Source organism: Streptomyces sp. NPDC021019, from assembly GCF_044333295.1.
Lineage (GTDB): Bacteria > Actinomycetota > Actinomycetes > Streptomycetales > Streptomycetaceae > Streptomyces.
Map to the genome: position 1 here is coordinate 1,006,565 of NZ_JBIRQR010000002.1, position 25,329 is coordinate 1,031,893.

A 25,329-nucleotide genomic window follows, 5' to 3' on the forward strand; every position below is an offset into this window, starting at 1 on the left:
CGAAGGCGTCGCTATTCCCGGCAAATACGACAGAACGGCCACGCGCATTGACACCCTCGTGCCCGGGTGGTGGGCTCGGAGCCCGCCGGGGCCCACCGCCCGCGGTCCGAGGGGTCGGCACGGCGGTCCACCACCGGCAGTTGGTACGTACGAAGGGGAGCGCGACGTGCGGATCGGGCGCAGAGGGCAGGCAACGGCCGTGGCCGCCGCCGTGATCGGCGGACTCCTCGGATCCGTCTCCGTCGCTCCGGCCGCGACGGCCGCTCCCGCCGATCCCGGCAGGCCCGCGGTCGGCTCCGCCGACCGCGCCGACAGCGCGCGGACCCCGTCCGTCTGGCCCCGGCCGCAGAGCCTGAAGACCACCGGGCCCGCCGTGCCGCTGGGCTCCGAGGCCACGCTCGTCGCCGCGCCGGACGCCGATCCGTACGCCGTCGAGCAGGCGCGCACCCTGCTGCGCGGGGCGGGCGTCCGGACCTTGCACGAGACCCTGCCGGGCGGCGGGCCCGTCGTCCACGTCGGCGGCAGCGGAGCCGCCGACGCACTGCGGTCGCTACGCGCTCCCGACCGGGCCGATCTGCCGTCGGGCGGCTACCGCATCGCGGTCGGCCGGGTCTCCGGGCGCGCCACCGTCGCGCTGGACGGGCTCGGCGCGGACGGCCTCTTCCACGGCGTCCAGACCCTGCGCCAGCTGATCGCCGACGGCTCGGTGGCCGGCGTGACGGTACGGGACTGGCCGGGAACCGCCGTACGCGGCATGGCCGAGGGGTTCTACGGAGAGCCGTGGACACGCGAGGAGCGGCTCGCCCAGATCTCCTTCATGGGCCGCACCAAGCAGAACCGCTATCTCTACGCGGCGGGCGACGACCCCTACCGGCTGGCGCGCTGGCGCGAGCCGTACCCGGCCGACAGGCGGGCCGAGTTCCGGGCGCTCGCCGAGCGGGCGCGCGCCGAGCACGTCACGCTCGGCTGGGCGGTCTCTCCCGGCCAGGCGATGTGCATGGCCTCGGACCAGGACGTCCGGGCGCTGACGAAGAAGATCGACGCCATGTGGGCGCTGGGCATCCGGGTCTTCCAGCTCCAGTTCCAGGACGTCAGCTACAGCGAGTGGCACTGCGACCTGGACGCGGAGACCTTCGGCAGTGGTCCGAAGGCGGCGGCCCGCGCGCAGGCCCGGGTCGCGGGCGCCCTCGCCCGGCATCTGGAGGAACGGCACCCGGACGCGGCCCCGCTGTCGGTGCTGCCGACGGAGTTCTACCAGGACGGGGCCACCGACTACCGCACCGCGCTGGCGGCCGAGCTGGACGACCGGGTGCAGGTGGCCTGGACCGGTGTCGGTGTGGTGCCGAAGAAGATCACCGGCGGTGAACTGGCCGGGGCCCGCGCCGCGTTCCGCCACCCGCTGGTGACCATGGACAACTACCCGGTCAACGACTACGCCCAGGACCGTATCTTCCTCGGCCCGTACACCGGCCGGGACCCGGCCGTGGCGAGCGGTTCGGCGGCGCTGCTGGCCAACGCGATGGAGCAGGCGTCCGCCTCGCGGATCCCGCTGTTCACCGCCGCCGACTTCGCCTGGAACCCGAAGGGGTACCGCCCGGACGAGTCGTGGCGGGCTGCCGTCGAGGATCTGGCGGGCGGGGACGCGGGCGCCCGGGAGGCGCTGCTGGCGCTGGCCGGGAACAGCGCGGGCTCGGTGCTCGGCGCGAAGGAGTCCGCCTACCTCCAGCCCCTGTTCGACGCGTTCTGGAGCTCCCGCGCGGACGCCCCCCGCCGCGACCGGGCGGCAGCCGAGCTGCGCGCGGCCTTCTCCGTGATGCGCGGGGCCCCCGAGCGGCTGAAGACCCCCGCCGACGGCCGGCTGACCGAAGAGGTGCGCCCCTGGACGGAGCAGCTGGCCCGCTACGGCCGGGCCGGTGAGCTCGCGGTGGACCTGCTCCAGGCCCAGGCCGCCGGGGACGGCGCCGCCGCCTGGCGCGTCCAGCTGGCCCTGGAGCCGCTGCGCGAGGAGATCGAGGCGAGCCGGGCCACGGTCGGCGAAGGGGTGCTGGACCCGTTCCTGGACAGGGCGGCGAAGGTGGCGGCCGGATGGAACGGCACCGACCGCGCCTCGGGCCGGGTCACGAAGGACGCGCACAGCTATACGGTCCGGCTGGCCGCGCCCCGCCCGGTGGAGGCCGTCACGGCGCTCGCCGAGCCCGGAGCCGCCCTCACCGACGCGGTCGTGGAGGCCCACGTGCCCGGTGAGGGGTGGCGGGCGCTGGGGAAGCTCTCGCCGAGCGGCTGGACCCAGACCGCCGCGAAGGGGCTGCGCGCGGACGCCGTACGGGTCACGGTGCCGGAGGCCGCCCGGACCGCCCCGCCCTCGTACCTCAGCCCCACCCTGCCCCCCTCCCCCGCCGTCGTGGCGGGGTCCCCGCAGGTACGCGCCCTGGTGCCGTGGTTCGGCGACGAGCCCGCCGCCACGCTCGACCTGACGCGCGGCGAGACGGACGCGGAGATCGGCGGCGAACCCCAGCGGGTCGCGGCCCGGCTGGCCGGGCGGCGTCCGGTCGAGGTGAAGGGCAAGCTCACCGCGAAGGCCCCCGAGGGGATCGAGGTGCGGGTCCCGAAGCAGACGACCGTGCCGCGCGGATCGCGCACCGATGTGCCCGTGGACATCACGGTCCCGGCGGACACCCCGGCGGGCGCGTACGAGGTTCCGCTGACCTTCGGCGACCAGGAGTCCACGCTGACCGTGCGGGCCTTCCCGCGTACGGGCGGCCCGGATCTGGCGCGTACGGCGAAGGCCTCGTCGTCCGGCGACGAGACCCCGGACTTTCCCGCGTCGGCGGCCTCCGACGGCGATCCGGAGACCCGGTGGTCCTCGCCGGTGGAGGACGGGGCCTGGTGGGGGGCCGAGCTGCCGGAGCCGGTGCGCCTGGGCCAGGTGGTGCTGAACTGGCAGGACGCGTACGCCTCCCGCTACCGGATACAGGTCTCCGCCGACGGCCGCGTCTGGCGCACCGCCGCGACGGTGACGGAGGGCCGGGGCGGGCGCGAGTCGGTCCGGATGGACGCGGAGGACGCCCGGTTCATCCGGGTGCAGGGGGACGGCCGGGCGACGGAGTACGGCTACTCGCTCTGGTCGGTGGAGGCGTACGCGGTCGTGGAGGACTGACCGCGCGCGTACGGACTGACCGCGCACCGGACTGACCTCCTACGAACAGCTGACCCTGTACGTACGGACTGACCCCGTGCGTACAGGGAAACGACGAAGGCCCGGGTCTCAGGCGGACACGCCGTCGATCCGGGCCATCACGTCGTCCGCGCCGAACGGTTGCAAGTACGGCAGCCAGCGCGGGTCGCGGTGTCCGGTCCCGATGATCCGCCAGGCCAGGCCGGTCGGCGGGGCGGGCTGGTGGCGCAGCCGCCAGCCGAGCTCGGGCAGGTGGCGGTCGGCCTTGACGTGGTTGCAGCGGCGGCAGGCCGCCACCACGTTGTCCCAGGCGTGCTGTCCGCCGCGGCTGCGCGGAATGACGTGGTCGACGCTGGTCGCGGCGGCCCCGCAGTACATGCAGCGCCCGCCGTCCCGGGCGAACAGCGCCCGCCGCGTCAGGGGGACGGGCCCCCGGTAGGGGACCCGGACGAAGCGCTTGAGCCGGACCACACTGGGTGCGGGCACGGCACGGGTGGCGCTGTGCAGAAAGGAGCCGGACTCTTCAAGGCAGATGGCCTTGTTCTCCAGGACGAGGACGAGCGCGCGGCGGAGCGGTACGACGCCGAGCGGCTCGTACGACGCGTTGAGAACCAGGACGTGCGGCACGGTGGATGCCTCCTTGTACGCCGGCGGCGCGTGGCTCGCGCCGGGACGATCCGATCTCAGTCTCTCCTCATGCCTGGTCAAAGCGCCACCACGTACGGGTAACGGGCCGAGAGGATTTTTCTCACTCCGGGCTCCACACGCCGTTCGGCAGGACCGAACAGGTGTTTCACCTGGGCGGCCGTCCGCACTGTGCGATCGGCCACAACGCAGGTGTTCCCGGTGAGACCTCTCTCTCCTCCCGCGACGGCAACGATCCACTCCCCCGGCTTCGTTAGGGTTACGACCAGCCGTCGTCCCCCTGGAGGTCCCTGCCGTGTCGCTGTCCGTCCTCTTGGCCGCAGCCCCGTCTCCCGAGCCGGGCGGCTCGCTGGGCGACGCCGCCGAACAGGCCGGGAACGCCGCGGGCTGGGTCGAGGAGAACTGGTCCATCTGGCTGAGCACCGGGTTGCGCATCCTGCTGATCGTGGCGGTGGCGGTCACCCTGCGTTATCTGATCCGGCGCGCCCTGACCAATCTGATCGAGCGGATGAACCGCAGCGCCCAGGCGGTGGAGGGCACGGCGCTGGGCGGGCTGCTGGTGAACGCCGAGCGCAGACGCCAGCGCTCGGAGGCGATCGGCTCGGTGCTGCGCTCGGTGGCCTCGTTCGTGATCATGGGAACGGCCGCCCTGATGGTCCTGGGCGCCTTCAAGATCAACCTGGCACCCCTTCTCGCCTCCGCCGGCGTCGCGGGTGTGGCCCTGGGCTTCGGCGCCCGCAACCTGGTCACGGACTTCCTCTCCGGCGTCTTCATGATCCTTGAGGACCAGTACGGGGTCGGGGACAGCATCGACGCGGGGGTCGCCTCCGGCGAGGTCATCGAGGTGGGACTGCGCGTCACCAAGCTGCGCGGCGAGAACGGCGCGATCTGGTACGTCCGCAACGGCGAGGTGAAGCGGATAGGCAACCTCAGCCAGGGCTGGTCCACCGCCGGGATCGATGTCACGGTGCGCCCGACGGAGAATCTGGAGCACGTCCGCGAGGCGATCGCCACCGCCGCCGCCACGATGACGAAGGAAGAGCCCTGGTCGGAGCAGCTGTGGGGCCCGGTCGAGGTGCTCGGCCTGGACGCGGTGCTGCTGGACTCGATGACGGTCCGGGTGACCGCGAAGACGATGCCGGGCAAGGCGCTCGGTGTGGAGCGCGAGCTGCGCTGGCGCGTCAAGCAGGCGCTGGACGACGCGGGCATCCGGATGGTCGGCACGGTGCCGCTCCAGACGGAGGGGGAGGGCCCCGACCCGACGGCCGGGATGGCCGCCCCTTCCGCCTACGCCTCGGCCGTCTCCCCGCAGTCGCTGGCGGCGACCCCGATCCCCCCGCCGACGAACCTGAGCAAGTAGCCGCCGAACCCGCACAAGCAACCCGTGCCGCAGCGCCCCCGGCCGCCCCCTGGACCCCAGGGTGGCGACCGGGGGCGTCGCGATGCCGGGTAACACTTTGATTGCCGGACGGGGGTCACCCATTGACGCCCCGGTGACCTGCGGCCTACCGTCCTCTCAACCAAATAGGAAACTTTCCTAACAGAGTCACGGGCGTGAGTCCCTGACAGAGGGCGGTGCATCCACCATGGCGGGACCCACTCCCGGCGCACCCGGCACCCCGGGCACACCACGGGTGCTGCGGGCCATGAACGACCGGGCCGCCCTCGATCTGCTGTTGGAGCACGGGCCGCTCTCCCGGACCCGGATCGGGAAGCTGACCGGCCTCTCCAAGCCCACCGCGTCCCAATTGCTGGCCCGGCTGGAAGCGGCGGGACTGGTCGTCGCCACCGGGACCAGCGAGGGGCGCCCGGGGCCCAACGCGCAGCTCTACACGGTGAACGCGCGGGCCGCCCATGTGGCCGGGCTCGACGTGAACGGCCGACGTATCGTCGCCGCCGTCGCGGACGTGACCGGTCGCACCGTCGGGGAGTTCGAGCTGGCGACCCCGGGCCGACGCGCCGACAGCGTGGTGCGCCAGGTCGCCGACGCGCTGGACGGGGCGGTGAAGGACGCCGGGCTCACCCGCGCCGACGTCCACCGGGTCGTCATCGGCACGCCGGGCGCCTTCGACCCGGGCACCGGGCGGCTGCGGTACGCCTCGCACCTGCCCGGCTGGCACTCCCCCACCCTGCTGGACGAGCTGGCCGCGTTCCTGCCGATGCCGGTGGAGTACGAGAACGACGTCAACCTGGTCGCCGTCGCCGAGCAGCGCCTGGGCGCGGCCCGCGGCCACGAGGACTTCGTCCTGCTGTGGAACGAGGAAGGCCTCGGCGCCGCCCTCGTCATCAACGGCCGGCTGCACCGCGGCTTCACCGGCGGCGCGGGCGAGGTCGGCTTCCTGCCGGTGCCGGGCACCCCGCTCGTGCGCCAGGTGGTCAAGGCCAACAGCGGCGGCTTCCAGGAGCTGGCGGGCGCCCAGGCGGTGCCCCGGCTCGCGAAGGCGCTGGGCGTCGACACCCCGCAGCAGCCGTACGCGAAGGTCGCCGCGGACCTGCTGGCGCGGGCGGCCGACGCGTACGAACGGGACGAGGCGCTCACCGAGCTGCTGCGCCAGTACGCCCAGCGGCTCGCCACCGGCCTCGCCTCCGTCACCGCCGTCCTGGACCCCGGGCTGATCGTCCTCTCCGGCCGAGCGGTCGCGGCGGGCGGCGAGATCCTGCGCTCCCTGATCCAGTCCGAGCTGGCCGAGCTCGCCGCCTCCCGGCCGCGGCTCGTGGTCGGCGAGATCGACCGCACCCCCGTCCTGCGCGGCGCCCTGGAAAGGGCGCTCGCCGACACCCGCGACGAAGTGTTCGACACCTCGCGCTGAACCACGCTCCTCCCCCGTTCCCCGTCGTCTGCCTCTTCCCCGTCCCTGGGAGTTTTGTCATGCGCACAAGCCGTCTCACCACCACCGCCGTCGCCGTCGCCGCGATATCGGTGCTCGCCACCGCGTGTACCGGACAGTCCGAGGCCGGCGCCTCCGACGACCCGGACGCGAAGACCACGATCAACTTCTGGCACGGCTGGAGCGCGCCCGCCGAGGTGAAGGCGGTCGAGGACAACATCGACCGGTTCGAGAAGGCCCACCCGAACATCACGGTGAAGGTCTCCGGCAACATCAACGACGACAAGCTCAACCAGGCGCTGCGCGCGGGCGGTTCGGACGGGCCCGACGTGGTCTCCTCCTTCACCACCGCCAACGTGGGCAAGTTCTGCTCGTCCGGCGCGTTCGCCGACCTGAAGCCGTTCATCGAGAAGTCGAAGCTCGACCTGGAGAAGACCTTCCCGAAGGTCCTCCTCGACTACACCCAGTTCGAGGGCAAGCGCTGTGCCCTGCCGCTGCTCACCGACGCCTACGGCCTCTACTACAACAAGGACGCCTTCGAGAAGGCCGGCATCACCGCGCCGCCGAAGACCATGTCGGAGCTGGCGAGCGTCGCGAAGAAGCTGACCGTCGAGAAGGGCGACAGCTACGAGCAGCTCGGCTTCATGCCGACCTTCCACGGTTACGAGACCGTCGCCAGCCACTACATGTCCTCCTGGGACCACACGTACTTCGACGAGAACGGCAAGTCCAACATCGCCAAGGACCCGGCGTTCGCGGAGATGTTCACGTACCAGAAGAAGCTCGTCGAGGACCTCGGCGGCTACGACAAGCTGGAGAAGTACCGCGGCACCTTCGGCGACGAGTGGGGCGCCAAGCACCCGTTCCACACCGGGCAGGTCGCCATGCAGCTGGACGGCGAGTGGCGGCTCGGGATGGCCGAGAGCGCCAAGGCCGGCTTCGAGATCGGCGTCGCGCCGATGCCCGTCGCCGACGACGAGGCCGACAGCTACGGCAAGGGCTTCCTCTCCGGCACCATCGTGGGCATCGCCCCCGCCAGCAAGAAGCAGAACGCCGCGTGGGAGCTGGTGAAGTACATGACCAGCGACACCGAGGCGGTCGTCGCCTTCGCCAACGGCATCCGTAACGTGCCGTCCACCCTCGATGCCCTGAAGTCGCCCGACCTGAAGTTCGACCCGCGGTTCAAGACCTTCCTGGACATCGCCCAGCACCCCGAGTCCAGCACCTCGGACGGGGCCGTCAACGGGTCGACGTACCAGCTGACGCTCCAGGACTTCGGCTACCAGTACGAGAAGGGCGCGGTGAAGGACCTGAAGGCCGGTCTGGAGAAGACCGCGCAGCAGATCGACACCGACATCGCCAAGGCCAAGTAGCCCCCGATGACGACGCACACACTCCGCTCCAAGCGTCGCAGGTCGGCGCTGCGCACCGCGGCCTTCATGTCGCCGTGGCTGATCGGGTTCTCGGTCTTCTTCGCGTATCCGATGATCTCGACCGTCTACTTCTCCTTCACCCAGTACGACGGCTTCGGAGCGCCGGTCTTCAACGGGCTGACCAACTGGACCTACGTCTTCGGCGACTACCCGATGTTCTGGCCGTCGCTGCGCAACACCCTGTGGCTGGTCCTCGTCATGGTCACCTGCCGGGTCGTCTTCGGCCTCGGCATCGGGATGCTGATCACGAAGATCAAGACGGGGACCGGGGTCTTCCGGACCCTGTTCTACCTGCCCTATCTGGCCCCTCCGGTCGCCGCGACACTCGCCTTCGTCTTCCTGCTCAACCCCGGTACCGGGCCCGTCAACGCGATCCTCGGGGACCTGGGGCTGCCGACGCCGGGCTGGTTCAACGACGCCACCTGGTCCAAGCCGGCGCTCACCATGCTCGCGGTGTGGGGCATCGGGGACCTGATGGTCATCTTCATGGCCTCGCTGCTGGACGTGCCGACCGAGCAGTACGAGGCGGCCGAGCTGGACGGCGCGTCCGCCTGGCAGAAGTTCCGCTTCGTGACCCTGCCCAACATCTCGCCGATCGTGCTGTTCGCCGTGGTGACGGGCGTCATCCAGGCGATGCAGTACTACACGCAGCCGCTCGTCGCCGGAAAGGTCGCCTCCGGGGTCATCGGCGGCTCCGGGCAGTCCTTCGAACCCGGCTATCCCGACAAGTCGACACTGACACTGCCGCAGCTCGTCTACAACCTGGGCTTCCAGCGCTTCGACTACGGCGCCGCCTGTGTCGTCGCCCTCGTCCTGTTCGCCCTGGCCATGGCCTTCACCGCGCTGCTGATGCGGGGCCGCAACAACCTGATCCAGGCCGGTGACTGAGCCATGACCCAACTCCTCCACGCCGTCGACAAGACCGCCACCGCCTCGCCGGAGAACTCCCCGCTGACCCCCGCCGCGCGCACCGCCCGCCGCAAGGCGCTGCTGCACTGGATCGCCGTGCACTCGCTCGGGATCGCCGCCGCGCTCTTCTTCGTGCTGCCGTTCGTCTTCGTGGTGCTGACCTCGCTGATGAGCGACCAGCAGGCGCTGACCCGCGACCTCACCCCGAACACCTGGGAGTGGGGCAACTACGAGCGGGTCTTCAACACCCCGGGCTTCCTGACCTGGTGGCGCAACACCCTGCTGTACGCGGGCGTCGGCACCGTCCTCACCGTCGTCTCGTCCGTACCGGTGGCCTACGCGCTGGCGAAGTTCCGCTTCCGGGGCCGCAAGCTGTCGCTGATGCTCGTCATCTCGATGATGATGCTGCCGCCGCAGGTCGTCATCATCCCGATGTACCTGTTCTGGGCGAAGCAGATGGACCTGTCCGGCACCCTGTGGCCGCTGATCATCCCGATGGCCTTCGGCGACGCGTTCTCCATCTTCCTGCTGCGCCAGTTCCTGCTGACCATCCCGAACGAGTACCTGGACGCCGCCAAGGTCGACGGCTGCGGCGAGTTCCGCACGCTGATGAAGGTCGTCCTGCCGATGGCCAAGCCGGGCATCGCGGCCATCGCCCTCTTCCAGTTCTTCGCCGCCTGGAACGACTACTTCGGGCCACAAATCTACGCCTCCGAGAACCCGGCCGCCTGGACGCTCAGTTACGGCCTCGAATCCTTCAAGGGCGCACACCACACCGACTGGAACCTGACCATGGCCGCGACCGTTCTGGTCATGGCCCCCGTGATCGCCGTCTTCTTCTTTGCCCAGAAGGCATTCGTCGAGGGCGTCACACTGACCGGAGTAAAGGGCTGACTATGAAGCTCGCAGTAGTGGGTGGCGGGTCCACCTACACCCCCGAACTGATCGACGGATTCGCCCGGCTGCGGGACACGCTGCCGATCGAGGAGCTGGTGCTCGTCGATCCGGCGGCCGACCGCCTGGACCTGGTGGGGGGCCTCGCCCGGCGGATCTTCGCCAAGCAGGACCACGCCGGGAGGATCACGACCACCACCGACATCGACGCGGGCGTCGCCGACGCCGACGCGGTCCTGCTCCAGCTGCGCGTCGGCGGACAGGCCGCGCGCAACCAGGACGAGACCTGGCCGCTGGAATGCGGCTGCGTCGGCCAGGAGACCACCGGCGCCGGCGGCCTCGCCAAGGCCCTGCGCACCGTGCCGGTCGTCCTGGACATCGCCGAGCGGGTCCGCCGCGCCAACCCGGACGCCTGGATCATCGACTTCACCAACCCCGTCGGCATTGTCACCCGCGCCCTGCTCCAGGCCGGGCACAAGGCCGTCGGCCTGTGCAACGTGGCGATCGGCTTCCAGCGGAAGTTCGCCCGGCTGCTGGACGTGAACCCCTCCGAGGTGCACCTCGACCACGTCGGGCTCAACCACCTGACCTGGGAGCTGGGGGTTCGCCTCGGCGGCCCGGACGGCGAGAACGTCCTGCCGAAGCTGCTCGCCGAGCACGGTGACGCCATCGCCGACGACCTCCACATGCCCCGGCAGCTCGTCGACCGGCTCGGCGTCGTCCCCTCCTACTACCTGCGCTACTTCTACTCCCACGACGAGGTGGTCAGGGAGCTCGGCACCAAGCCGTCCCGGGCCGCCGAGGTCGCGGCGATGGAGAAGGAGCTGCTCGCGATGTACGGCGATCCGACGCTGGACGAGAAGCCCGAGCTGCTCGCCAAGCGCGGCGGCGCGTTCTACTCCGAGGCGGCCGTGGACCTGGCGGCGTCCCTGCTGGGCAACGGCGGCTCTCCGGTCCAGGTGGTCAACACGTACAACAACGGGACCCTGCCGTTCCTCCCGGACGACGCGGTGATCGAGGTCCAGGCCCGGGTCGGGCACGACGGCGCGACACCGCTGGCCGTGCCGGCGCTGGACCCGCTGTACGCCGGACTGATCGCCAACGTGACGGCGTACGAGGACCTCGCCCTGGAAGCCGCGCTGCGCGGCGGCCGGGACCGGGTCTTCAAGGCGCTCCTCGCCCACCCGCTGATCGGCCAGTACGCGTACGCCGAGGGGCTCACCGACCGGCTGATCGCGCACAACCGGGAGCACCTTTCGTGGGCGTGAACGTGTCGGTCGTCGCCATCGACGCCGGCAACAGCAAGACCGACGTGGCGCTGATCGGCGAGGACGGCACGGTGCTGTCCTCGGCGCGCGGCGGCGGCTTCCAGCCGCCCGTGGTCGGGGTGGAGGCCGCGATCGACGTGCTGGCCGCCGCGCTGGAGCGGGCCGTCGCGGAGCTGCCGGACGCCGGTGGCCCGTTCGGCGCGTCCGCCCATGTCTCCGCGTGCCTGGCCAACGCCGATCTGCCGGTCGAGGAGGCCGAGTTGGCCGGGGCCCTTCAGGCCCGCGGCTGGGGCTCCTCGGTGGAGGTGCGCAACGACACCTTCGCGATCCTGCGCGCCGGGGTGGACGAGCCCCGGGGCGTCGCGGTGGTGTGCGGGGCCGGGATCAACTGCGTCGGCATGACCCCGGACGGGCGGACCGCCCGCTTTCCGGCGATCGGGCGGATATCCGGTGACTGGGGCGGCGGTTCGGGGCTCGCGGAGGAGGCGCTGTGGTTCGCCGCGCGCGCCGAGGACGGGCGCGGCGAACCGTCCGAGCTGGCCCGTGCGCTGCCCGGCCACTTCGGGCTCGCCTCGATGTACGCGCTCATCGAGGCGCTGCACCGGGGCGGGATCCCGTCGGCGCGGCGGCACGAGCTGACACCGGTGCTCTTCGCGACCGCCGCGGGCGGGGACCCGGTGGCCCTCGCGCTGGTGGAGCGGCTGGCCGAGGAGGTGGTGGCGATGGCCTCGGTGGCGCTGGGGCGGCTCGGTCTGCTGGCGGAGGAGGTTCCGGTGCTGCTGGGCGGCAGTGTGCTGGCCGCCCGCCATCCGCAGTTGAACGACCGGATCACCGCGCTCCTGGCGGCACGCGCCCCGAAGGCCGAGGTGCGCGTCGTGTCCGAACCGCCGGTGCTGGGCGCGGCGCTGCTGGGCCTGGACCGTACGGGCGCGGCGCCGGAGGTCCACCGGAGGCTGCGCGCGCAGTACGTCTGAACGCCTCCGCGACAACGCCGTACGTCAGGGAGCGTCCCTTCACGCGATGTGCGTGGGGGGACGCTCCTCGTACGGGTGAACGCCGGGCGCACACGGGGTGCGAGGGAACCGATCGGACCTCCGGAACGTGTACCTGATGGGGAGTCCGTTCGTCGACGTCCGTACGCCGAAGTCCGTTCGCTTATGGGGATGTATCCGGGCACGTTGCGCCGCTTGCCTTGATCGGTCGCGCCCGCCCTGATCGAATGCGGGGGCCGGTCAGGGGACTTGCCGTCAGTGACCGAGGGGGAGGTCGAGTGACACACCCGCCGAGCGGCGGCACGCAGACGCTGCGCACGCCGGACCCGGTGTCCGCGCACGTCGACGTGGACGCACAGCGCCGCACCACGTGGGCCGCGCAGACCGAGCGCCTGCGCGCCGCGGCGACGACCGAGCCCGGCCGGCTCCGGATCATCGGGGCCGTCCTGGCGCTGCTGGTCGTGGCGTTCGGCGCGGTGACCACCCTGGAGATCTCGTCGCGGGCCTCGTCGGCCGACGACGTGGTCAACCGCAGTCAGCCGCTCAGCGCCGACGCGGCGGACATCTACCGCTTCCTGGCGGACGCGGACACGACGGCGGCCAGCGGGTTCCTCGCGGGTGCGCAGGAGCCCGAGGCCGTGCACGAGCAGTATCGGAAGGACATCGAGGAGGCGGCCCGGCTGCTGGTGAAGGCGTCGGGGAGCACCGACTCCGACAGCGCGTCCAGCCGTGAGATAGCCACCCTCAACAAGCTGCTCCCGGTCTACACGGGCCTGATCGAGCGCGCCCGCGCCAACAACCGCCAGGGTCTGCCGCTGGGCGGCGCCTATCTCCGGTACGCGAACCAGAAGATGACCGGCGAGATGCTGCCGGCCGCCGAGCGGCTGTACGCGGCGGAGACGGGCCGGCTGGAGACGGACTCCGCCGACGCCCGGCAGTGGCCGTTCCTGTCGCTCGGCGCCGGGATCCTGGTGCTCGGCGCGCTGGGGTGGATGCAGCGGCGCACCTACCGCCGGACGAACCGGGTGCTGAACCACGGGCTGCTGGCGGCGACGGCCGCCGCCTCGGTGGTGGTGCTCTGGCTGGCCGTGGGGCACGCGGTGGCCCGTACGGAGCTGCGGTCGGCGATGGTGCACGGCCAGGCGTCCCTGGATGTGCTCAACGACGCGCGGATCAACTCCCTGAAGGCGCGCGCCAACGAGAACCTCACCCTGGTGGCGCGCGGTGCGGTGCTGACCCCCGACGGCTCCGCCGACCAGTACGAGGCGGACTACGGCACGGGGATGAAGGCGTTGAAGGACCGGTTGGAGAAGGCCGACCGGCTCGCGGACGACGAGAGCGGCAACGCGCCGGTCCTCGACGCGGCCAAGGGCGTGTCCGAGTGGCAGGGCCGCCACCGCGAGGCGCGTGCCACGGACGACCGCGGCGACTACGACGGCGCCCTGGAGCAGATCATCGGGACCGAGGGCTCCACCGGGCAGTCCTTCCAGCGGGTGGACGCCGCGCTGGAGAAGGCGCTCGCGCATGAGCAGGACGAGTTCACCGCGGCGGCGGAGGACGGGCGGGGCGCCCTGCGGGGCCTGCCGATCGGCGCCGCGGCGCTGGCGGTCATCGGGGCCGCCGCCGTGATCGTCGGGGTCAACCGCAGGCTCGCGGAGTACCGGTGAGAGGGGCAGCGATGCGCAGGGCGAAGGAGCGATCCGCACGCGGCGGCCTGCGCGGCTGGGGCGGCGTGGCGGGGATGGCGGCGGCGTGCGCGGTCACCGCGGCGGTCACCCTGCTGCCGCTGGCCCACCACGGGGGCGGGGCGGACGGGGCGGACGCCCCGGGCGGAGCCGTGACGGCCGAGCAGGCACGGGCCGAGGAGTGCACCGAGCCGGAGGCGAGCCTGCCCGCGTCGAGCGCCGACGGCCCCAGCATCGAGAAGATCAAGGAGCGCGGCAAGCTGATCGCGGGCGTCGACCAGAACAGCTTCCGCTGGGGCTACCGCAATCCGGAGGCCCGGGAGCTGGAAGGGTTCGACATCGATCTGGTGCGGGCCATCGCCAAGGACGTCCTGGGCGACCCGGACGCGGTGATCTTCCGCGCGATCCCCACCAACCAGCGCATCGCCGCCCTGGAGAACGACCGGGTCGACGTCGTCGTGCGGACGATGACGATCAACTGCAAGCGGCTGGAGCAGGTCTCCTTCTCCACCGCCTACTTCCAGGCCGGGCAGCAGGTGCTCGCCCCGAAGGGGTCGACGATCACCGGCTACGACGCGTCGCTGAAGGGCAAGCGGGTCTGCTCGGCCGAGGGCTCCACGGCGTACGAGGCGCTGGAGAGGAAGTCGTTCGGCGCGCTCTACAAGGACGACTTCGACGGCACCGAGCGCGACCGGGACCTGCTGACCGTGCCCAACCAGCTGGACTGCCTGGTGCGGCTCCAGCTCGGCGAGGTCGACGCGATCGTCACGGACAACGCCCTGGCGGCCGGTCAGGCGGCGCAGGACCCGGCGGTGGAGCTCAAGGGGAAGGCCCCGTTCACCACGGAGTACTACGGCGTGGCGACGAAGAAGGGCGCCGACGATCTGGTGGCCCGGGTGAACAAGGTCCTCGTCGACTACCGGGCGGGCGGTGACAGCAGCCCGTGGATGACGTCGTACCGCAAGTGGCTGGCGGCCGGACTGCCCGGCATAGCGGGCCCGCCCGCGCCCAAGTACCGCGGCGACTGACCCGGGGCGCACCCCCGCGCACGGACCGGCGCGAGCAGACCGGGACAGGGCCGGCAGACCGAGACAGACCGATCCCGCCGGGCCCACCGGCCCGGCGGGGAGAGCGGAGAGGTGATCGATGGGCGTCGCGGGATCCTTCCCCGGCTTCACGGGGAGGCCCCCCGGCCCGGTCATGGACCGGGAGGAGGCGGACCGTGCGCTGGCCCGGCTCGGTGCGGAGCACGAGGCCATCGAGACCTCGCTCCTCGCGCTCCAGGACCATGCCGGCCGCCGGCTGCTGGAGGGCGCCGAGCTGACCGGCGTCACCCGGGAGCGCTGGGCCGTGACCGAGCAGTCGATCACCCTGCTGTGGGGCTATTTCGACGCGTACGCCGGCGCGCTGTCCGAGGCCCGGGAGATCCGTGCGCGGCGGCGCCATCCGAACCGGGAGGACCTCACCGCGCTGACCGGACTGCTGCGCGGCGAGGCCGTCACCGTCGCCAACCAGGGGGCCGTGCCGCCGCCTTCGGTCGCGGGCCCGGCCAGGCTCTCCGAGCGGTTCTCCCTCCAGGAGCTGGTCGCCCGGATGAACGAGCTGTACGCCAGGTCCCTGGACATGGTCGTCTCCGCCGACTCCGTGTGGTCGGCGCTGCCCGCCCGGATCGATCTGCTCGCCGCCGAGCTGCACCGGACGCGTTCGCTGGCGCACTCCGTGGGAGTGCGGCCCGGTGAGCATCCGGCCGGGGACGACCTGGCGGAGATCACCGAGGAGCTGGCCACCCTGCGGGTGCAGGTCATCTCCGACCCGCTGGCGTTCTGGCTGCCGGGGCCCGGCAGCGCCGCGCCGGGCGGCGGCCGGCCCGACACCTCGCGCTACGACCGGGCGGCCCGCGCCCTGGAGGACGTACGGCGGGAGATCGAGGCGGTGCTCGCGGTCCGGCAGGACGCCGAGGCGCGGCTGGTGCGGCTGCGGGACGTGCTCTCGCGGGCCGACCGCACCCTGACGGAGGCGAGGGCGGCGCGCGGCGAGGTACTGGCCAAGATCGCCGCCTCCGAGGTGCCCGCGGTCAGCGGCCCCCCGACCGCCCTCCAGGAGCGGCTGGCGGCGGCGTCGGACCACCGCAGGTACGCCCAGTGGCACCGGCTGTCGCCGCTGCTGGAGTCGCTGGAGCAGGAGGCCGAGGACGAGCTGCTGCGCGCCCGGGAGTCGCTGACCTCGGTGACGGCCCCGCTGGCGGTCCGCGCGGAGCTGCGCGGCCGGCTCGACGCGTACAAGGCGAAGGTGGCCCGGCACGGCCTGGCGGAGGATCCGGTGCTGATCGAGCGGTACGACGCGGCGCGGCGCATGCTGTGGAGCGCGCCGTGCGATCTGCGGGTCGCCGAGCAGGCCGTCCTGCGCTACCAGCACGCGGTCGCGGAGATGCTGACGCCGAGCCGGCCCGACGGACCGCAGGACCGGCGGTCCACGGGTGCCGGCCCCGGCACCGGCACCGGCACCGGCGAAGAGGGGGAGACACGATGAGTACGCAGTGCCAGCGCCCCGCGTGCGAGGGGAACTACGAGGACATGGGCGGCGGTGAGCTGTACTGCGACACCTGCGGGCTGGCCCCGGTCGTCTCACCGACGGGCATGGTCTCCTCGCCGCCGACCGGGATCGCCGGGGGCGGCCGGGTGAGCAGCCGGGACAGCTCGTCGGCGCGGTCCGGCTCCCGCGCCTCCGGACGCGCCTCGTCCCGTTCGTCGACCTCGCGCCGCTCGGTCTCCGGCCGGCTGTCGCGCTCCCTGTCCGGAGCGTCCACCTCCCGTTCGGTCTCGGTGCGTTCCTCCGGCTCGACGTCGGCGGCCTCGGCCCGGGGGCGGCTCGGCGTCGGACTGGTGGACATCCCGGACGTGCCCCGGCCCGATCCGCGCACGGCGGTGATGGAGAACCCGGAGGTGCCCGAGCGCAAGCGGTTCTGCTCCCGTTCGGACTGCGGTGCGCCGGTGGGCCGTTCGCGCGGTGAGCGTCCGGGACGCACCGAGGGGTTCTGCACCAAGTGCGGCCACCCGTACTCCTTCGTGCCGAAGCTGACCGGCGGCGACATCGTGCACGGCCAGTACGAGGTCGTGGGCTGCCTGGCGCACGGCGGGCTCGGCTGGGTCTATCTGGCGGTGGACCGGGCCGTGTCGGACCGCTGGGTGGTCCTCAAGGGTCTGTTGGACACCGGCGACCAGGACGCGATGGCCGCCGCGATCTCCGAGCGCCGCTTCCTCGCCGAGATCGAGCACTCCAACATCGTCCGGATCTACAACTTCGTCGAGCACCTGGACCAGCGGACCGGCTCGCTCGACGGCTACATCGTGATGGAGTACGTCGGCGGCAAGGCGCTCAAGGAGATCGCCAACGAGCGCCGCACCCCGGCCGGGAAGCGCGACCCGCTGCCGGTCGAGCAGGCCTGCGCGTACGGGATCGAGGCGCTGGAGGCGCTCGGCCACCTGCACAGCCGCAACCTCCTCTACTGCGACTTCAAGGTCGACAACGCGATCCAGACCGAGGACCAGCTCAAGCTGATCGACATGGGCGCGGTGCGCCGGATGGACGACGAGGAGTCGGCCATCTACGGCACGGTCGGCTACCAGGCCCCGGAGGTCGCGGAAGTGGGCCCGTCGGTCGCCTCCGACCTGTACACGGTGGCCCGGACGCTGGCGGTCCTCACCTTCGACTTCCAGGGGTACACGAACGTCTTCGTGGACTCGCTGCCGGACCCGGACAACATCGAGGTGTTCCGCGCCTACGAGTCGTTCTACCGGCTGCTGGTGCGCGCCACGGACCCGGACCCGGCCCGCCGGTTCGCCTCCGCCGCGGAGATGGCCGAGCAGCTGACGGGGGTGCTGCGGGAGGTCGTGGCGCTCCAGACGGGCCGGCCGCGTCCCGCCCTGTCGACGCTGTTCGGTGCGGAACTGCGCGTGACCGACACCGAGTTGTTCGCCCGGCAGACGGACGACGTCTCTCGTCTGGGCGGCCGGGAGACCGGCTCCGGGCGTGGCGGGCTCCGGGGCGGCCGCAAGGGCCGCGGCAGCCCGCCGTCCGGAGTTCCGGCGCAGGGCGGCACGTGGCAGCCCCACGGCGGCGCGGCTCCGGTCGCGCCGGGGGCCGTGACGTCCGCGGTGGCCGGGGCGCTGCCGGTGGGAGCCCAGCCGCCCGGCCCCGCGGGGGCCCACCCGCCGGGTCCGGCGGGGGCCTCTCCGCTGGCGGCGCCGCCGACCCATGTCCGGGGCTCGGCGCAGGGCGGCGCCCCGCTCGCGTCCGCTCCCCCGGCGCAGGCTCCGGTCCCGGCGCCCCGGGCGGCCGAGCCGGCCCCGGGCGCCTCGGCCGGGCCGTACGTCGCGACCGGACCGTACGGCCCCTTCGGGGCGACCTCCGGTGGCGTCCTGCTCGCCCTGTTCGACACACGGGCCACGGCACTGGCGCTGCCGGTCCCCCGGGTCGACGCGATGGACCCGAACGCCGGTTTCCTCGCCGGTCTCATGGCCTCCGCCCCGGCCGAGCTGATCACCGCCCTGCGCACGGTGCCGGCCCCCTCGCTGGAGACCCGCCTGCGGGAGCTGCGGGCCCGGCTGGAGATGCGGGAGCTGGACGCGGCCGCCCGTGCGCTGACCACTCTGGAGGGTGAACACCCGGACGACTGGCGGGTCGTCTGGTATCGGGGCGTCACCTCGCTGGTCACCGGTGACCACGAGTCGGCGGCGCTCTCCTTCGACGCGGTCTACGACGCGTTCCCCGGGGAGATGGCGCCCAAGCTGGCGCTCGGGATCTGTGCGGAGGTGCTGGGCCAGCTGGACAACGCCGCCGAGTACTACCGCCTGGTGTGGGCGACCGACCCGGGGTTCGTCAGCGCCGCGTTCGGCCTGGCCCGGGTGCGGATCGCCGCCGGTGAGCGGGCCGGTGCGGTGAGCACCCTGGAGTCGGTGCCGGAGGCCTCGATCCACTACACGGCGGCCCGGGTCGCCGCCGTCCGGGCACGGCTGCGCGAGCGCTCGCACCGGGAGCCGCTGCTGGCCGACCTGACGGCCGCCGGCGTCCAGGTGGCGGCGCTGGCCGCCTTCGGTCTGGACCCGGTGCGTCACGAGCAGCTGTCGACCGAGGTACTGGGCAAGGCGCTCGACTGGGTACTCTCCGGTAGTCCCGGTGTGCCGGGGCTGGGCGGACCGGCCGCCGGTTCCTCCGGGGCAGGCAAGCTGCTCGGCGCCGAACTGAACGAGCGGGGGCTGCGGTTCGGGCTGGAACGCTCGTACCGGATGCTCGCCCGGCTCGCGCAGCGGGGCCACGAGAGGATCGAACTGGTGGAGCGGGCCAACCGTTTCCGCCCCCGGACGTGGGTGTGAAGATGTCACAGAGCCACCAGCAGCCCGCCCTGTCGAAGTGCCCGGGCTGCGAGGAACCGCCGGCTGCGGGCGATCTGTTCTGCGGGGTGTGCGGCTACGACCTCTCAGCCGTTCCGGCGCGCCCCGACGACCGGCCCACGATGGCCATCACCGTGCCTCCGGCGGCTCCGGCGGCCGGTGCGGTGCGGTGGCCCGCCGCCGAGGAGACCGACAGCTCGGACGTGCCCGCGCCCGTGGTCCGCCCGGCGGACGTGCCCGGGACGGACTCCGGCGGCAGACCCCTGACGGAGTCGGACACGGTGTCCGGGCGGGGCGCGGCGTCCCCGCCCGAGCCGGTGCGGGCGGGCGGGCCGGAGGCGGCGGCCGTCCAGGTGCGTCACGACGACCGGGCGGACCCGGGCGGTGCGGAGGCCTCCGGTGACTTCGCGCTGGCCGCGCCCGATCCCCGGGCGGCGGAACACGCCGCCGCTCCCGCCGCAGCTCCCGCCCCCGGGGCGAAGGTCTGTGTGGCCTGCCGCTCCGGACGGGTGGACCCCGACGGCTACTGCGAGAACTGCGGGCACGCCCAGCCCCGCGAGCGCGACCACATGGAGCAGGAGCTCGACGCGGTGGCCGCCGTCAGCGACCGGGGCCTGCGCCACCACCGCAACGAGGACTCCTTCGCGGTGTCCTCCACCGCGCTGCCGGACGGCTCGCCCGCCGTCGTCGCGATCGTCTGCGACGGCGTCTCCTCGGCGAGCCGTCCCGACGAGGCCTCGGCCGCCGCCGCGAGCGCCGCCAACGAGGCACTGCTGGAGTCCCTGCCGCGCGGTACGCATCCGCAGACGGCGATGCACGAGGCGATCGTCGCCGCGTCCGAGGCGGTCAACGCCCTGGCGCAGGAACCGGCCGGGGCGAGGGAGCACGACACGCACCGCCACCAGAACGCCCCGGCCTGCACCCTGGTCGGCGCGATCATGGCGGGCGGTCTGCTGATCGTCGGCTGGGTCGGCGACAGCCGGGTCTACTGGGTGCCGGAGGACCGGACCCGGCCGACCGCCCGGCTCACCGAGGACGACTCCTGGGCCGCGCAGATGGTGGCGGCCGGCCTGATGAACGAGGCGGAGGCGTACGCCGACGAGCGCGCCCACGCCATCACGGGCTGGCTCGGCGCCGACGCGTACGAACTGGAGCCGCACACCGCCGCGTTCAAGCCGGACCGGCCGGGCCTGGTCGTCGTGTGCACGGACGGCCTGTGGAACTACGCGGAATCCGCCGAGGAGATGGCCGCCGCCGTCCCGGCCGACGCCCGGGAACAGCCGTTGCGCGCGGCCCGGACGCTCGTCGGACACGCTCTCGACGGCGGGGGCCACGACAACGTAACAGTGGCGCTTCTGCCGTTCGCCGTAGTGCCGCAGGGGGCAGGATCGGCGTGCGACACCGTTTGAGCCGGTTCTCCGTCCTCGCCCCGACCCCGTGTCAGCCGCCCGTGTCCCCCTTCACCTGATTCCCTGTGGAGCCTCAAGGAGCCGACCAGATGGCCAACTTCTCCAAGTCGAACGTGCCGCAGTTCTCCGTCGAGGTGTACCAGAACGCGTTCCTGCCCGAGGGCGGCCGTGAGGTCAACGCGATCGTCACCGTGACCTCGACCGGCGGTGGCACCACCGGCGGCATACCACTGGCGGGTTCGGCGCCGGTGGCCGCGTACGGGCCCGGGCAGGGTCCCGACGCGGCCGTGGTGCTGATGGTCGACTGCTCGGGCTCGATGGACTACCCGCCGACGAAGATGCGCAACGCGCGCGACGCGACGGCTGCGGCCATCGACGCCCTGCGCGAGGGCACCCGGTTCGCGGTGGTCGCCGGGACGCATGTGGCCAAGGACGTCTATCCGGGCAACGGGCGGCTCGCGGTCGCCGACCAGCAGACGAAGGCCGAGGCCAAGGACGCCCTGCGGAAGCTGAGCGCGGGCGGGGGCACCGCGATCGGCACCTGGCTGCGGCTGGCCGACCGGCTGCTGGGCGCGGCCGAGGTGGATATCCGGCACGGCATCCTGCTGACCGACGGCCGCAACGAGCACGAGGCGCCCGAGGACCTGCGGGCGGCCCTGGACTCCTGCGCGGGCCGGTTCACCTGCGACGCCCGGGGAGTGGGCACCGACTGGGAGGTGAAGGAGGTCACCGGCATCGCCGCCGCCCTCCTCGGCACGGCCGACATCGTCGCCGACCCGGCGGGCCTGGCCGCGGACTTCACGCGGATGATGGAGAACGCCATGGGCAAGGAGGTCGCGGACGTGGCGCTGCGGCTCTGGACGCCGGTGGGGGTGGAGATCCGGTTCGTGAAGCAGGTCGCGCCCACGGTCGCGGATCTGACCGGGCGGCGGACCGAGGCAGGTCCCCGGGCCGGGGACTACCCGACCGGTTCCTGGGGCGACGAGTCCCGCGACTACCACGTGTGCGTCCTGGTGCCGGAGGCCGGGATCGGCCAGGAGATGCTGGCCGCCAGGGTCTCGCTGATCCTGCCCGACCCCTCGGGCGCGGGCGCTCCGCAGACGCTGTCGCAGGGCCTCGTACGGGCCGTGTGGACGGACGACATGGTGGCCTCGACCTCGATCAATCCGCAGGTCGCGCACTACACGGGTCAGGCGGAACTGGCACAAGTCATCCAGCAGGGCCTGGACGCACGCAAGTCGGGCGACTTCGACGGCGCGACGGCGAAACTGGGCCGTGCGGTGCAGCTGGCGTCGGCGTCCGGGAACCAGGACACTGCGAAACTGCTTTCGAAGGTGGTCGACGTCGTCGATGCCGCGACAGGTACTGTGCGACTGAAGGCGAAGGTTGCGGAAGCGGACGAGATGACCCTCGAAACGCGCTCCACCAAGACCGTTCGCGTCAAGAAGTAGCACGGCACGGTCATCGGACGACCACCGGGCCGTGAGCACAGAGCAACCCTACGTATGCGTTGGGCAAGGACGCCCACGATCGACAGCATGACGGCCTCCGGGGCCGGAAGAGGAGAGGGGGAAGCGCCGACATGCCGACCTGCCCGAACGGACACCAGTCGGGTTCCGAGGACTGGTGCGAGGTCTGCGGACACCGCATGGCCACCGGCGGTGCGCCCGCGGGCGCGGTGCCCCCGCCGCCTCCTCCGCCGCCCGCGCCCGGTTACGGCTACCCGCAGCAGGGTTCCGGCGGTGGCTCGCCCACCATGCAGGCGGAGCTGTGCCCGCAGTGCCGCACGCCGCGTGAGGCGATGGCGCCGTACTGTGAGGAGTGCCGCTGGAACTTCCTCACCAACACGGCGACCTCCTACACCCCGCTGGCCCCGCAGCACGGCACTCCCGGCGGCCCTCCGCCCGGCCTCAACCTGCCGCCCGGATTCCAGTCCCAGGGGCCCGGCTCCGGCGGACCCGGTGGCCGGCCCGGCCCCGGTGGCCCCGGCGCCCCTGGTGGCCAGGGCGGTCCGCCCGGCGCTCCCCAGCCGCGCGACCCGTTCGACTACCAGGGCTCGCGCCCCTCGCAGATGAACCGTCCCGCCGAGCCGCTCGCCCCCGAGCAGAGCGGTCCGCACGGGAACGGCGGTCCGCACGGGAACGGCGGCCAGGGCGGGCCTCCGTCGCATGCGTTCCAGCAGGCGCCCCCGCCGCCGCCCTCGTTCCAGCAGGGCCCTCCGCCGCAGCAGTCCGGACTCTCGCCGTTCGACCCGCAGCAGTCGGCTCCCTCGCCGTTCGAGCCCCAGCAGGCCTCGCCCTTCGCGCCGCCGCAACAGCAGCAGTCGCCGGGGCCCACCGCGGGCGGGGATGACTGGCTGCTGCCGCCGCCCTCCCAGGCCCAGCAGCAGCCGCAGCAGCCGCAGCCACCACAGGCGTTCCAGCAGCCCGGCCCTCACCAAGGAGGGCCCCACGGACAGGACCAGGGGCAGGGCCAGGACCAGGGATACGACCAGCAGGGCCAGCAGGGCCAGCAGGGCCACGGTCCGCAGCACGGCCAGGACCATGGCTACGACCAGGGTCAGCAGCACGGCGGGGTGCCTGGTCAGGGCCGGTCCCAGCAGTCCACCTCCTGGACCGCCGTGATCGCTCCCGACCGCGCGTACTTCCTCGCGATGATGCAGCGCAGCGGCCCCGAGGCGACCGGGCTGAACCTGCCCGCGTACTCCCCGGAGCAGCGGCTTCCGCTCACCGGGAGCCAGATCACCATCGGGCGTCGCCGGCACAGCACCGGCGAATCCCCCGACGTCGATCTGTCGGTGCCCCCGGAGGACCCGGGCGTCTCGCACCAGCACGCGGTGCTGGTGCAGCAGCCCGACGGCAGCTGGGCGGTCGTGGACCAGAACTCCACCAACGGCACCACGCTGAACGGCGCCGAGGACCCGATCCAGCCCTACGTCCCCGTACCGCTCCAGGACGGCGACCAGGTACACGTCGGGGCCTGGACGACGATCACGGTGCGCCGGGACTGACCGGACCGGCCGACGCGCGACGCCTCACCCGGCGGCGAGCGGCCAGGTGTACGGGCCCTGCGGGTCGTCGAGCCAGGCCCATTGCCGGCCCTGGCCGACCGTGATGCCGTACCTCTCCCGCCCCGGGCGCTCCTCGCGCTCCCAGAGCGAGAGTGCCTCGTGCGGATCGAGGATGCCCGCGGTCAGGGTCAGGAGGAACCGGAACAGGTCGTCCCCGGCGACCCGGCGCGGCAGCCCGCCCGGGTGCGGCGGCACGCCGGGGCCCGGGAGCGCGCCGCGCAGCGGCACGAAGTACGCCGGGGTGTGCAGGAAGTTCCCCTCGGCGCACGGACCGTGCTCCGTCGCGCGGACCTGGAGCAGGACCAGGCCGGTGGCGAGCGGCGCGAGGATGCGCGCGCCCGGACGGCACTGCTCCGGCCAGGTCGCCGGTACGGAGGGCAGGGTGCACGTCGCGATGATCCGGTCGTACGGGGCGCGCCGCGGGCAGCCACGGGCCCCGTCGCCGGTGACCACCGTCGGGTGGTACCCGGCCGCGGCGAGGTGGCGCCGGGCCGACTCCGTGATCTCCGGGTCCAGGTCGACGCTGGTCACCGCGGAGGCACCGAGCCGGTGGGCGAGGAGCGCCGCGTTGTAGCCGGGGCCGGTGCCGATCTCCAGGACCGTGTGTCCGTCCCGTACGTCGAGGGCGTCGAGCATCAGGGCCATCAGGGACGGCTGGCTGGAGGACGAGACGAGTTCGCCGTCCTTGAGGCGGGTGGCCAGCGCCCCGTCCGCGTACACCCCGCGCAGCCAGCGGGAGCGCCGTCCGGGGTCGGGGTCCTCGCCCCAGAGGCGCTCGAAGCCCCGGATTCCGTGCACGTAGTAGAACGGCACGAACAGATGGCGGGGCACCTCGGCGAAGGCCGTGCGCCAGGCGGGGTCGGTGAGCTCGCCCCGCGCGACGAGTTCCCGCACGAGAGCTTCCCGCGCCGCGTCGGCGTCGGCGTCGGGCGAGGAGGAGCCTTGCCGGTGTGCACTCATGTCTCCACTGTCCTGCGCCGGGGCCGTGCGGGCGAGCGGGCTTTTCGGCCCTTGGTCCTAGGACCCCCGTCCTCGGTCGGCGCGTCTGCGACCATGGACGGGTGACTGAGATTCCGCGCGACACGCTTCAGGAGCAGACCTTCTACGAGCAGGTCGGCGGCGAGGCGACCTTCCGGCGCCTGGTCCATCGGTTCTACGAGGGCGTGGCGGGCGACGAGCTGCTGCGGCCGATGTATCCGGAGGAGGATCTGGGCCCGGCCGAGGAGCGGTTCGCGCTGTTCTTGATGCAGTACTGGGGTGGCCCGCGTACCTACAGCGACCGCCGGGGCCACCCGCGGCTGCGGATGCGGCACGCGCCGTTCCGGGTGGACCGGGCGGCGCACGACGCCTGGCTCGCCCATATGCGGGTCGCGCTGGACGAGCTGGGGCTCGCGCCCGAGCACGAGCGGCAGCTGTGGGACTACCTGACCTACGCCGCCGCCTCGATGGTCAACACCGCCGACTGATCACCGTGGTCAGCACCGCCTGATCACCGCATGGCCAGCGCCGCCGACCGATCACCCGGTGGTCAGCACCGCCGACCGATCACCATCCACAGCACCAACTGATCGCACGTGCACGATGCGTGACCGGGCAACTCCGAAATTCGACACTTCACCTCCGCATAACGA

General features: G+C 72.8%; 18 protein-coding genes. 16 read left to right on the top strand and 2 right to left on the bottom strand.

The annotated features are described in order from the left end of the window. Positions 1-166: 166 nt before the first annotated feature. Positions 167-3,157, top strand: a complete 2,991-nt coding sequence (locus ACH4RG_RS15580) for a beta-N-acetylglucosaminidase domain-containing protein (RefSeq protein WP_397916882.1) — start codon at positions 167-169, stop codon at positions 3,155-3,157. A 108-nt stretch (positions 3,158-3,265) separates the two neighbouring features. Here ACH4RG_RS15580 and ACH4RG_RS15585 read toward each other — a convergent pair whose 3' ends face one another. Further along, on the bottom strand, positions 3,266-3,802 hold the full coding sequence (locus tag ACH4RG_RS15585) for an HNH endonuclease (RefSeq protein WP_003969129.1): 537 nt from the start codon (positions 3,800-3,802) through the stop codon (positions 3,266-3,268). Between the two features lie 313 nt (positions 3,803-4,115). Here ACH4RG_RS15585 and ACH4RG_RS15590 point away from each other — a divergent pair, with 313 nt between their 5' ends. The 14 genes from ACH4RG_RS15590 to ACH4RG_RS15655 all read left to right on the top strand — a co-directional run bounded on the left by ACH4RG_RS15590 (position 4,116) and on the right by ACH4RG_RS15655 (position 23,638). Then, positions 4,116-5,180: a mechanosensitive ion channel family protein gene (locus tag ACH4RG_RS15590; RefSeq protein ID WP_397916883.1), complete on the top strand. Its 1,065-nt coding sequence runs from the start codon at positions 4,116-4,118 to the stop codon at positions 5,178-5,180. 226 nt (positions 5,181-5,406) lie between these two features. After that, complete coding sequence (locus ACH4RG_RS15595) at positions 5,407-6,630, top strand: ROK family protein (protein ID WP_397916884.1); 1,224 nt, start codon at positions 5,407-5,409, stop codon at positions 6,628-6,630. 59 nt (positions 6,631-6,689) lie between these two features. Further along, positions 6,690-8,021 carry an ABC transporter substrate-binding protein gene (locus ACH4RG_RS15600; protein ID WP_397928088.1) on the top strand — a complete coding sequence of 444 codons (1,332 nt, stop codon included), beginning with the start codon at positions 6,690-6,692 and terminating at the stop codon, positions 8,019-8,021. A 6-nt stretch (positions 8,022-8,027) separates the two neighbouring features. Beyond that, positions 8,028-8,969: a carbohydrate ABC transporter permease gene (locus ACH4RG_RS15605; RefSeq protein WP_397916886.1), complete on the top strand. Its 942-nt coding sequence runs from the start codon at positions 8,028-8,030 to the stop codon at positions 8,967-8,969. Positions 8,970-8,972: 3 nt separating this feature from the next. Then, positions 8,973-9,884: a carbohydrate ABC transporter permease gene (locus ACH4RG_RS15610; RefSeq protein ID WP_397916887.1), complete on the top strand. Its 912-nt coding sequence runs from the start codon at positions 8,973-8,975 to the stop codon at positions 9,882-9,884. A 2-nt stretch (positions 9,885-9,886) separates the two neighbouring features. Then, positions 9,887-11,152 carry a 6-phospho-beta-glucosidase gene (locus ACH4RG_RS15615; protein ID WP_397916888.1) on the top strand — a complete coding sequence of 422 codons (1,266 nt, stop codon included), beginning with the start codon at positions 9,887-9,889 and terminating at the stop codon, positions 11,150-11,152. Further along, positions 11,143-12,126: an N-acetylglucosamine kinase gene (locus tag ACH4RG_RS15620; protein WP_398160648.1), complete on the top strand. Its 984-nt coding sequence runs from the start codon at positions 11,143-11,145 to the stop codon at positions 12,124-12,126. The genes ACH4RG_RS15615 and ACH4RG_RS15620 overlap by 10 nt, the downstream gene beginning before the upstream one ends. Positions 12,127-12,422: 296 nt before the next feature. Beyond that, positions 12,423-13,811 (top strand): hypothetical protein, encoded by a 1,389-nt coding sequence (locus tag ACH4RG_RS15625; protein WP_397916890.1) that lies wholly within the window; start codon positions 12,423-12,425, stop codon positions 13,809-13,811. A gap of 11 nt (positions 13,812-13,822) precedes the next feature. Beyond that, a complete protein-coding gene (locus ACH4RG_RS15630; RefSeq protein WP_398539663.1) occupies positions 13,823-14,857 on the top strand; it encodes a glutamate ABC transporter substrate-binding protein in 1,035 nt (344 codons plus the stop codon). A 118-nt stretch (positions 14,858-14,975) separates the two neighbouring features. Further along, a complete protein-coding gene (locus tag ACH4RG_RS15635; RefSeq protein ID WP_398160646.1) occupies positions 14,976-16,358 on the top strand; it encodes a hypothetical protein in 1,383 nt (460 codons plus the stop codon). Next, positions 16,355-19,201 (top strand): tetratricopeptide repeat protein, encoded by a 2,847-nt coding sequence (locus tag ACH4RG_RS15640; RefSeq protein WP_398539664.1) that lies wholly within the window; start codon positions 16,355-16,357, stop codon positions 19,199-19,201. Before ACH4RG_RS15635 ends, ACH4RG_RS15640 begins: the two co-directional genes overlap by 4 nt. Before the next feature lie 2 nt (positions 19,202-19,203). Next, positions 19,204-20,628, top strand: coding sequence for a PP2C family protein-serine/threonine phosphatase (locus ACH4RG_RS15645; protein ID WP_397916894.1), 1,425 nt, complete (start codon positions 19,204-19,206; stop codon positions 20,626-20,628). 89 nt (positions 20,629-20,717) lie between these two features. Further along, positions 20,718-22,079: a VWA domain-containing protein gene (locus ACH4RG_RS15650; protein WP_397916895.1), complete on the top strand. Its 1,362-nt coding sequence runs from the start codon at positions 20,718-20,720 to the stop codon at positions 22,077-22,079. Between the two features lie 131 nt (positions 22,080-22,210). Then, on the top strand, positions 22,211-23,638 hold the full coding sequence (locus ACH4RG_RS15655; RefSeq protein WP_398539665.1) for an FHA domain-containing protein: 1,428 nt from the start codon (positions 22,211-22,213) through the stop codon (positions 23,636-23,638). Positions 23,639-23,662: 24 nt separating this feature from the next. Here ACH4RG_RS15655 and ACH4RG_RS15660 read toward each other — a convergent pair whose 3' ends face one another. Then, entirely contained in the window at positions 23,663-24,658 is a 996-nt protein-coding gene (locus ACH4RG_RS15660) for a methyltransferase domain-containing protein (RefSeq protein ID WP_398539666.1), read from the bottom strand. Between the two features lie 101 nt (positions 24,659-24,759). Between ACH4RG_RS15660 and ACH4RG_RS15665 the strand changes: the two genes are divergently transcribed. After that, a complete protein-coding gene (locus ACH4RG_RS15665) occupies positions 24,760-25,164 on the top strand; it encodes a globin (RefSeq protein ID WP_030586895.1) in 405 nt (134 codons plus the stop codon). The last annotated feature ends 165 nt before the right edge of the window (positions 25,165-25,329 follow it).